11 protein-coding genes are annotated in these 9,866 nt (G+C 44.4%); all 11 read right to left on the reverse strand.

The features are described 5' to 3' along the window. Window positions 1-717 (reverse strand): cation transporter (locus tag ACFSJE_RS18610; protein ID WP_379832419.1); only part of this gene is annotated, 717 nt, incomplete at its 3' end. A gap of 297 nt (window positions 718-1,014) precedes the next feature. Continuing rightward, complete coding sequence (locus tag ACFSJE_RS18615; RefSeq protein ID WP_234414759.1) at window positions 1,015-1,353, reverse strand: DUF305 domain-containing protein; 339 nt, start codon at window positions 1,351-1,353, stop codon at window positions 1,015-1,017. 336 nt (window positions 1,354-1,689) lie between these two features. Then, the gene (locus ACFSJE_RS18620; protein ID WP_036383512.1) at window positions 1,690-1,914 is read right to left on the reverse strand and encodes a heavy-metal-associated domain-containing protein; all 225 of its coding nucleotides are present in this window, start codon (window positions 1,912-1,914) and stop codon (window positions 1,690-1,692) included. Between the two features lie 203 nt (window positions 1,915-2,117). Next, window positions 2,118-2,705 (reverse strand): helix-turn-helix domain-containing protein, encoded by a 588-nt coding sequence (locus ACFSJE_RS18625; RefSeq protein ID WP_036383511.1) that lies wholly within the window; start codon window positions 2,703-2,705, stop codon window positions 2,118-2,120. 261 nt (window positions 2,706-2,966) lie between these two features. After that, the gene (locus ACFSJE_RS18630) at window positions 2,967-3,668 is read right to left on the reverse strand and encodes a PepSY domain-containing protein (RefSeq protein ID WP_119647234.1); all 702 of its coding nucleotides are present in this window, start codon (window positions 3,666-3,668) and stop codon (window positions 2,967-2,969) included. Then, window positions 3,668-4,165 carry a YybH family protein gene (locus ACFSJE_RS18635; protein WP_072882341.1) on the reverse strand — a complete coding sequence of 166 codons (498 nt, stop codon included), beginning with the start codon at window positions 4,163-4,165 and terminating at the stop codon, window positions 3,668-3,670. Before ACFSJE_RS18635 ends, ACFSJE_RS18630 begins: the two co-directional genes overlap by 1 nt. A gap of 339 nt (window positions 4,166-4,504) precedes the next feature. Further along, window positions 4,505-4,963, reverse strand: coding sequence for a heme-binding domain-containing protein (locus ACFSJE_RS18640; RefSeq protein WP_036385864.1), 459 nt, complete (start codon window positions 4,961-4,963; stop codon window positions 4,505-4,507). Next, on the reverse strand, window positions 4,964-5,593 hold the full coding sequence (locus ACFSJE_RS18645; RefSeq protein WP_119647252.1) for a DUF3347 domain-containing protein: 630 nt from the start codon (window positions 5,591-5,593) through the stop codon (window positions 4,964-4,966). 131 nt (window positions 5,594-5,724) lie between these two features. Then, window positions 5,725-7,032, reverse strand: coding sequence for an APC family permease (locus ACFSJE_RS18650; RefSeq protein WP_036385867.1), 1,308 nt, complete (start codon window positions 7,030-7,032; stop codon window positions 5,725-5,727). Further along, entirely contained in the window at window positions 7,033-9,489 is a 2,457-nt protein-coding gene (locus ACFSJE_RS18655; protein WP_036385870.1) for a multicopper oxidase domain-containing protein, read from the reverse strand. It abuts the gene before it with no gap. Window positions 9,490-9,514: 25 nt separating this feature from the next. Beyond that, window positions 9,515-9,866: DUF3347 domain-containing protein (locus ACFSJE_RS18660; RefSeq protein ID WP_379832424.1), on the reverse strand; the 352-nt coding region annotated here is incomplete at its 5' end.

The following is a 9,866-nucleotide window of genomic DNA, read 5'->3' on the forward strand; positions in this document are numbered from 1 at the left end:
GGTCTTGGGCTGCAACCCTATCAATTTCTTTATGGCGGAGGATGTATTTGATTTCGCCTTTTCTTCCAATAATTTCCCCAATGAAATAAAGGTGATGATCACTGTGGCCGCCTCATAATATACATGGGGTTCCATGCCTTTACTGAGCCAAAATTCAGGAAAAAAGGTATTGAATGCACTGAACAAAAAGGCAATGCCCGTACTGAGTGCGACCAAGGTATCCATATTGGCCTTACCGAATCTGGCCTGTTTGAGGGCATTTATGAAAAAACTTCGGCCAAACCAGAACAGGATAGGAACGGCAAGTACCAACGAAATCCACCTACCCAGGACCCAATCCATAAAAAACATCCCCAGAAGGAAAATGGGAAGTGTCAAAATAGCGGACCAAAGGGTTCGCTTTTTTATGGATACATAATGCTTTTTCGAAAGCTCTTCCTGTACTTCGGTAGGATCCTCGGCATCCACAATTATATCATAACCGATTTGACGTACCGCATTTTGAAGATCGCTTAGGTCCATAGCACTGTCATACTCCACAAGGACCGTACTATTGGCAAAGTTGACACTGGCATTGTAGACCCCTTCCGTATGGCCCAGCATGGATTCCACGCTGGATGCACAGGCAGCACAGGTCATTCCAGTGACCGGGAAAGATTTTTTTGACACCGTCTTCGGTTTCCTTTCGGTGTCCTCAATAATATCGATTGCATCCATTTTCTACTCCGATTTGTATGGTACAAATTTCAGAATAGACCTAAAATGCACTGTTACGTTATTTACTGAAAGAGTTGTAGAATTTTCCGAAAAATCAACCTTTACCTTTCTTCGTCAAGTACTTAACCTTAATTGGTGAGTGGTTTTTAGAATTCGGCAACATCTATGAGATCAGGTTCGCCCACGTCAATCTTTTTTGGAGAATTTGCCCCGATCAGTTTAGAATATATTCGATAGGACAAACCATTGTAGTGAACTTGGGGCAAAACGAAAGCATTGGTAGTAAGTAATCGCCTCTCATTCGGCCAGATTCTTTGTTTCTTCGCTAAGCGATCCCTCGAATTTAGGAATAGGCCGCTTTTCTTTCCCAGCTTCGGTTTCCACTATTCCATTTTCCTTGATGTCGTTTATCAACCATTGCATTTCCATTATCTCCCTGCGTTGTGCCTTGATAATTTCATTGGCAAGCTCCCGTACCCTGACATCTTTTATTTGAGAACGTTCACTGGTCAAAATAGCAATGGAATGATGGGGTATCATTCCTTCCATGTAGTCGACCCCTGATACGGTAACCTGACTCCTGACCAGCCATATCCCACCTGCAATCAACAAAACACCCAAGGCTAATATTGACATGTTCTTGCGTCGGTCTTTATACATCTGTAGCATATATAGCAGCATAATAATGATCATCGATCCCCCCATGATCAAAGTCATGAAAAATCTAGTCTCACTATACCAAAAGTGATCAATGATTTGATATGAGTGGGTGTACATTAAAAAAAACATGGCGACCATTGAAGTACCAATCATCGCAAAAAACTTTAAATAATTATTGGATTTCCTTTGACTATCTTCCATTGTGCAAATTTTATCTGGTTATTGTGATTATTCCTTGACTTTCGAGTATTGTATTGTTCCATTCCAATTATAGGCCTGACAATTTACCTGTCCCAGTTATCGTATATCGGTTTAATTGGCTTTGTTCATCGCTTGTATTTTATATTGACCCCCCTTATTTTCCAATGCCTTTTGTAGATTTTCAAGGGGGACCTCAAATTGCGACTCCACTGTAGCTTCTGCGTTTTTTAGATTGACCGCTACATCGGCTACACCGGCCACATTGAAAAGAGCTTCTTCAACGTGCCCCCTACAGCCATCACAAGTCATTCCTTCTATTTGGTATCTTCTTTTCATGTTGTGATCATTTTTTATTTTAACAATTTTACACCTAGAATCAACAATGTTGGTTCCAACACGTATGGGAAAAGTAACATTTTCTGTATAGGGGCGTTGTTTGAAAAAAACAAACCTTGACCCATTTGCGAAGAAAGGTGTTTTTTAAATAGCGTTTAGGAGGCTGGTTCCTTGGGAAGGTATTGCGCCCTTAATGGTTGAGGTTAAATATCATCAAGCGATATTCTATTTTGAATGGCACTTTTCTTAAATTGTGTAGGTGTCATTCCAGTTACTTTTTTAAATTGGTTGCTTAAATAGGCAACGCTGCTATAGTCCAATTGAAACGCTATTTCCTTTAAGCCCAATTCGTCATAAACAAGAAACTCTTTGATCTTTTCAATCTTTTGGTTGATGATATATTGCTCCAAGGTAATGCTTTCCACCGCGGAAAACAGCGAACTAAGATACTTATAGTCAAGATGCAATCCATCGGAAAGGTATTCGGGCCATTTGACCTTTTCCATGGGTCCGGTGTAATGTATCGCCTCAATCACTAGGTTTTTGATCTGTTCTATCAACTGACCCTTACGATCGTTGATGATCGTAAATCCAATTTTCTCAAGTCGTTCGTTGAGACCTTCCCGTTTTTCAGGCGTGATTTTCCCATTGAGGGTGATTTCACCCAACGACACATTCATATAGGGAATGCCCTCATCGTCCAAAATACCTTTGACGGCCATGATGCATCTCGGACAGACCATGTTTTTGATGTACAACACATCTTTCGATTTACTGGACCCAACTTCCATATCATGCAGTGAATTTCCACAGGGCCTTCAAAAAAATGACGACCACTGCCAATATAACGATCAATATCAAGGCCAATATGCCAAGGATTTTCATTCTTTTTTCCTTTCTATTCTTGGCCGGGTCCCGTTTCCTTTTCGCCAGCCCCCTTTTTTTCTTTCGTCTTTGCCTCCTAAGTTCGCTCATTTTTCCAAAAATGATTCAACTGGTTCAATGGTCAACTATTTGCTCCTCACAGGAGTCCTTTGCCAAATAAGTTTGAACTATCGCCTTTTCCATAATTTTCTGATTGTTGGCGAGCTGACATACCACAACAAGAATCCGCTCAAAACGGTAATCAATCCCATCAGGGAAAAAATCCGTAAAACCATGGTGTTAAAATCGTCCCGTCCCTCATAGTCCATGGTATGGGTCATCCACAAAAAATCGAACCATCTCCAGGACCGATGTCTTACATGTTGAAACGACCCATCGGTCTCTGAGACATACGCTTTAAGGTTTTCATCCGTTTCATAGGTGATCACATAGGCCGGTAATGGACGTCCACGATACTCGTGCTGCCCACCTGTTTGGGTGAGTCTTTCAACACTTTTGACCTTAAGTTCGGGCAACATATAGTGTGAAGCAACGGCCAAGGCCTGTTGTTCATCGATACCCTTTTTGATCTCCCCCGTTTGTGCATCCATCAAAACCCCACCATTGATCCAATAATAGGGACTCCCCCCTATATTTCTCATTTCCAAAGATTTGATTTTAACGTTCCCGTGTCCATTGGGAGCAATTAAATTCCCAAATTCTGACTGGTCCGGATGCTCCTTGATGAATTGATCTCCATGGATCTCGTCAATGTCCGTCCAACTAAAATATAGTCCACTGATGGTCCACATTAGGAACTGGATCCCAATAAATAGGCCAAGATATCTATGTATCTTTCTGACCTTCATCGATGTTTTTCTTCCGACCATTAGTTCTTCCCGTTGTTCCGTGAGGAGTTATGCATCTTTACAATTTTCCAATCCCCATCCGTTTTTTTAAGGATGGTGGTGGCAACCCCTTTTCTGCTGATCGTTTTGCCCTCACCTCCATTTTCCGATTTTAGGCCAATGGTATAGACATAGCTTTCCGTAGTAAAGGCAAAGGGTAGCTCCACCTTCACTTCAATGGTATAATCCGAGAACCTAAAACTGTTGAAATGTCCAAGTTCTGGACCTATATGATGGTCGTGATAATGTTGATAGGTGCCTTCCACGCCCCCGGATTCAAAAACTTCGGAATCTTCCGCAAAAAGCTCCAAGGTACCTTCCGTGGTCAAGTTTTGCAGTGCTTCTTTATAGCTTTCCAATATCCTCAGCACAGCGGCCCTGTCCTGGTCTAGGTTTTCCTTGTTAGGGTTTGTTTGGCCAAAGCTTGTCCCTGTGAGAAATACGGCCATTAGAAAAATCTGTAAAGTAATACGTTTCATTGGTTTGTTTTAGCATTGTTTAGGTTAGTATTTATTGTATGATAAAGGCTCCCAGGGCAATCGAAATGACGATCCCATACAGGATATGGGCCAACCATTTTTTTAAAATGGCCTTTTTCGACTGGACAGGTCCATTGTCACGACAACAATCTTTCATCTTCTTTTCCATTAGTGCCTGACAAGGGAAGGGAACGATTAACTAACTAACTCACCAACCAATCAACTTTGGGTGTTCCCCTCCCTTTCAGGACTTTATTTCCTTATTCATAGTAACCGGACATGACCAACAACAATAGCAATATCGTTTGTCCCGGTTTTAGGGTGATTTCCATGTCATTTTCAATTATCCAATTCTTCCATTAGATCATTTACCAAGGTCAATATCCGTTCTTTCTCTTCCACCGATAATTTTGCATCCTTATGGATCAGGGTATAGGAAGATAGGGGCATCTTATCGTCTTCGATCTGACTTGCGATGGACTTTAGTTTGCTCCTTTTTCTTCGATCCGAATAGTCGCCCCATTCATTGAAATTGAGTTCTTCCTTTCCCTCTTTTATGTGTTCTTCCAAAAACCAGGCGATGGGTTGGACCTTATTGTACCACGGGTATTGGGTGTTGTTACTGTGGCAATCATAGCAAGATACCCGCAAATCGTGTTCGATATCCTTGGCAACCTGGTTCACCGACATGAAGTCCGTATCGGGAACCACATCGCTCAAGTTGGGATCTGTGGGCACAAACTGGATGCCCACAAATCCCAACAGCACTACCAATACTATGATTTTCAGTACTTTCATTTAATTGATTTCCTTTTGCACCTTACCACAGGTCAACATCTTACTTCCAAAAAATGGATTCTGGATTTCGCTGCTTGCGCTGAGCCACGTTCCTCCTTGGTTGTTGTTGTACATGGGGCAGAATTGTTGGTACAAGGTTTTGGAAGTCCCGGTTATGGCAATAAAATCGACCATATCCTTGCCCAGTCCCTCAAAGTGTTCCCGTTGGTGACCGATATCACTTTTGGCGATATGCTCCCCATGTTCCTTGGCCACTTCAATGATATCGGACAGCTCCTTCTGTTGCTGTTCATCGTATCCGCTGATATCAAAGCTGCCCAAGGCACTGGCCAAGGCTTGGCCCGATTTGGCCGCTTCATCCTTATTGTCCGCCACCAGGGCATCCTTCAGTTGGAGGTAGCTATCGATCACAGATGTGCCCTGTGCATCGGACGAACCCATATCATGGTCCATGGTCCCGTGGTCCATTTCCCCCGCAGAGCTCTCATGGTGATGGCCCTCTTCCGTTCCCATCTCCATATGGGCTCCTTCCTTGTCATTTGTTTCCTTCTTACCGTCCTTACAGGAAATCACGGTAATGGTCAAAAGCGCAATGGCAATTGTACTTAATGTAACTGTTGTTCTTTTCATTGTAATTGATTTTAAGATTAATTCCTCATTTTGATTGCCCAGGGTCGGCATATTTGTATTATCCCCCATTATTGTTGCTATTTTAATTTTTTCATCTAATTTTCCATTTCTCCCACGCAGGCACTCTACCCTTATTCTTCCTCGACCGTACGCTTTTTCCCCAAAAACAATCGTTCCCCGAAAAAAATAAGCACCATCAATACCAGGGCAACAATGACCACCAAAAGATCACTACCGGCCTTTGACCAAATAAAGGCGCCCAACACCAGTACATCCAGCACAAGGGCCGTAATGAGGATAATGGGATTTGCACCGATTTCCTTTCGTAGATTGTTTAGGACCCCCCAATGGATCCCGATATCCATGATCAAATAAAAGATGGCCCCCAATGCAGCGATCCGGCTCAGATCGAACAACATGGTGAGCCCTATGGCAATCACCACGGTATACACCAACATATGTTTCTGTATGTCCCCGGGAATCCCAAAATGTCGATGTGGTATCAATTCCTTTTCAGTGAGCATGGTGGTCATCCGGGAAACGGCAAAAATGCTGGCAACGACCCCGGAAACGGTGGATATGATCGCCAGACCAACGGTGAACCAGACCCCATATTTTCCAAAAGCGGGTCTGGATGCCTCGGCCAGCGAATAGTCCTTGGCCGCAATGATTTCCTGGATGGAAAGATTGGAAGAGACCGCAAATGCCACCATGAGATAGACCAGGGTACATATCACCAAAGAAATGACAATGGCCCGTCCCACGTTACGTTTGGGATCGACGATCTCATCCCCACTATTGGTAATGGTGGTAAAACCCTTATAGGCCAATATCGACAGTGCCAATGCCCCCAAATAATCCACCAGGGAATGCTCGGTCAAGGACTGGGAAGGAACGACCTGATCAAAGGTAAATCCAGCTGCCCAAAGGCCACCAATGGCAAAAACCGCTATCCCGCCGATTTTTAGTATGGCCATGACCAAGGACGATCCCCCGATAGCTTTGTTTCCCATCACATTGACAATAAAGGCTGTGATCAACAACAATACCCCAAGGATCGGGGGCCAGAATCCTTTCGACTCCACATCAAAAAGCTCCAATACGTAGGTCCCGAACGTCCGGGCCACCAAACTCTCATTGATGACCATGGAAAGGGCCATCAGCAGTGCACCGGTAGCGGTCCAGGCCGTTTTACCGTAAACCTTTTTGAGGTACATGCCAATGCCCCCGGCAGAGGGGTAGGTATTGGACATTTTGACATAGGTGTAGGAACTGAAACCTGAGATGACTGCCCCGATTAAAAAAGCAAAGGGAAACCATTGGCCGGAGAGTTCGGCAACCTGACCCAAGAGCGCAAAAATTCCCGCACCGATCATCACACCGGTTCCCAAAGCAATGGTATTGGTCAGACTCAGGCTATTTTTTTTGTATTCTGCCATTTAAAAACGGGCTAGCAGGCCTCCGCCCCAACCATATCGGTTGTTGTAATTGGCCTGGATTGAAAAATTACGTGAAAGGATATAGGAGGCCCCTACCAGCCATTGGGTCTCACTTTCATAGGATGAATTCCCCAAATCGTTGACCCATCCAAAATCGGCCCGAAATTCATATTCCCCCTCGAGGAAAATCCTGGGAAAAAGCAATAGTTCCCTATCCAACCTTATTCTTGGACGCAGCTGGTGGTCCATACTCACATCCATATTAAAGCGGTATGGGGTAAAATACTTGACCCCTATCAGTCCCACTGTATTGAAACGGTCATAGGAATCAGGGATGGAGGTTTCCGTGTTTACCCCTGCATAGACCCGTACCCAGTCATTGAGATACCTGTTATAATTGACTTCCACCTCGGCATTTTGGTCGTAGTCAAATTCTGCCCGTACCCCAAATTCATTCCTGATATTACTTGAAACAAGGAAGAGTTCATTAAAATTGGAACCCAATCTGGCAGCACCCCAAGCATAATAATGGTCAGTTTCATCTACCAACTTTTGAACAGGAAAATCCTTCATCCTCAGATCCCTTGGGGTATCATAACTGAAAACCCTGGCCATGCCCCCCATCATGTGGTAGAGGATATGACAGTGGAAAAACCAATCCCCGTACTCTTCATTATAAAATTCGATGACCACTTTCTGCATGGGCGGCACATTGACCGTATGTTTCAAGGGTGACTTTTCACCATTCTCATTGATGACCCTGAAATAATGCCCATGGAGGTGCATCGGATGGTGCATCATGGTCAGGTTGTTGAGGGTGATCCGGGTTACTTCCCCACCTTTGATCTTGATCTTATCGGTTTCTGAAAGTGGCACACCGTTCATACTCCAGATATACCGTTGCATATTTCCCGTCAGGTTCAACAGAATGTCATTGACGGGCAGATCGGCATTATAGGTAGTACTTTCCTTTGCTTTTAAGAAGTCATAGTTGAAATACGTTTTACGGGTATCGTAATCAAAAGCTGAAGTGTCTTTCTGCATCATTGGCATAGTCTGAACCATAGGGTTTTCCATCTTGTCCTTATGTCCGGTGGATTTCATTGACGTTGAATCCTTTTCCATTCCTGCCATATCCCCCATCTTTTTATCCATCTCCATGTGCCTATGATCTTCATTCGCATTCATAGGCCTTTTATCATCCATCTTCGCAATGGGTTTATCCTTTTGACCGCTCATTTCGGTCTTATCCATCGACATCCCATTGTGCATACCCATATCCATGCTGCCATCCTTCATGTCCATCTGCATCCCATACTTTTGCATCAAATATTCGGGTGTATTTTTCTTCTTGTTGCCGGCCATTGCCGGAGCTCCCATTTTCATGTCCATTTGGGCCATTTGTTTCATCATCGCCACTTTGTCGGGCCTATCGATGGTCGTTGCGGGAAAAAGCGTTCCCTGCCCTAAATGCAACGAGGTATGCCCGGAGCCGTCCTGTGCCGTGGCCGTTACCTCCAAAGTGCCTTCAGGAACGGTCACGATGACATCATAGGTCTCGGCAATGCCAAAAAGAAAACGACTTTTGGAAACAGGCTCCACATCGACACCATCCCCGGAAACCACCATGGGGTTACCGCCACCGAAATCCATCCAATAATAGGTGGAGGCAGAGGCATTGACGAACCGGAGCCGCACTTTTTCCCCTGGTTTGAAATCAGGGTATTCGGCCAATGTTTTCCCATTGGTCAAAAATGCGGGGTAGTAGATATCCGCAATATCCGCTCCTTCCATACGATCTCGCCAAAATTTGAGTTGTGCACCTAGTGCACCTTCCTTGATGACCCTGCTCAAGGGCACCGCGGTCCCTTTTTTGACCTGGTACCACTCGTTTCCCCGTTTAAGGTTTCGGAGCACGTTCATGGCCTTTTCGTTCGTCCAATCGGAGAGCACCACGACCAAATCCTTATCGTAGTCCAACGTCTTTTCCTTGGGATGGATCAGTATCGAGCCATACACCCCCTTTTGCTCTTGCAGCATGGTGTGGGAATGGTACCAATAGGTACCTGATTGGTTGATCGGAATCCGATATTGGAAAGTTGTGCCAGGTTCTATGGGCGGTGTGGTCAAATAGGGAACCCCGTCATAAAAATTGGGCAAGATCAATCCATGCCAGTGTACGGAGGTTTCCACATCCATCTTATTGGTCACGTTGATCAGGGCGAAGTCACCCTCGTTGAATTCCAAGACCGGTCCCGGAATACTCCCATTGATGGTCATTGCATCGGCAGTGACCCCACCGAGGGTCAATTTGTTCTGTTCCAGTACAAGATTGTATTCCCGAACGGGTCTACCTTCCTCTTTTCTGTCCTCACCATTTGTCCCCACTTGCCCAAAAACATGGGTCGTCAAGGCAGTTAGGACAAAAAACAAGATTTTAGATTTCAATATTTTCATCATTCATTCATTTACATTTGTTCAATTACATTTCATCGGTGATTTCACCGCAGGTCAACATAGCCTCTCCGAAATAGGGATTTTTGATCTCTTTGGTCGTACTCAACCAATAGGCACCTTTGTTGTTATCGGCCATCGGGCAAAACTGTTCGTATATCTTTTGATCGACCCCAAAAAGCTTGACACCTTTGGATAGATGGGCGGACAGATGTTTAAAATGATCGCGTTGGGCTTTGATATCCGATATCTTTGAAATGGAATTCGCCGAATTGGAGATTTCCTTCGATATCGTCATCCAATGGCCGTGCGCCTTTTTGTCCGTCAATTGTTTCATATCCACATGTTCCAAGGCCGACAACACTTTTTTTGCAGCGGCA

The organism is Flagellimonas iocasae (genome assembly GCF_042682725.1).
In the GTDB taxonomy this organism is placed as follows: Bacteria; Bacteroidota; Bacteroidia; order Flavobacteriales; family Flavobacteriaceae; genus Flagellimonas; species Flagellimonas iocasae.

What these genes read in the sequence shown, in the direction of transcription:
- ACFSJE_RS18650 (WP_036385867.1), bottom strand. Translation starts at nt 7,032, where the DNA reads ATGGCAGAATACAAAAAAAATAGCCTGAGTCTGACCAATACCATTGCT.
- ACFSJE_RS18620 (WP_036383512.1), bottom strand. Translation starts at nt 1,914, where the DNA reads ATGAAAAGAAGATACCAAATAGAAGGAATGACTTGTGATGGCTGTAGG.
- ACFSJE_RS18640 (WP_036385864.1), bottom strand. Translation starts at nt 4,963, where the DNA reads ATGAAAGTACTGAAAATCATAGTATTGGTAGTGCTGTTGGGATTTGTG.
- ACFSJE_RS18630 (WP_119647234.1), bottom strand. Translation starts at nt 3,668, where the DNA reads ATGGTCGGAAGAAAAACATCGATGAAGGTCAGAAAGATACATAGATAT.
- ACFSJE_RS18645 (WP_119647252.1), bottom strand. Translation starts at nt 5,593, where the DNA reads ATGAAAAGAACAACAGTTACATTAAGTACAATTGCCATTGCGCTTTTG.
- ACFSJE_RS18635 (WP_072882341.1), bottom strand. Translation starts at nt 4,165, where the DNA reads ATGAAACGTATTACTTTACAGATTTTTCTAATGGCCGTATTTCTCACA.
- ACFSJE_RS18625 (WP_036383511.1), bottom strand. Translation starts at nt 2,705, where the DNA reads ATGGAAGTTGGGTCCAGTAAATCGAAAGATGTGTTGTACATCAAAAAC.
- ACFSJE_RS18615 (WP_234414759.1), bottom strand. Translation starts at nt 1,353, where the DNA reads ATGTCAATATTAGCCTTGGGTGTTTTGTTGATTGCAGGTGGGATATGG.
- ACFSJE_RS18655 (WP_036385870.1), bottom strand. Translation starts at nt 9,489, where the DNA reads ATGAAAATATTGAAATCTAAAATCTTGTTTTTTGTCCTAACTGCCTTG.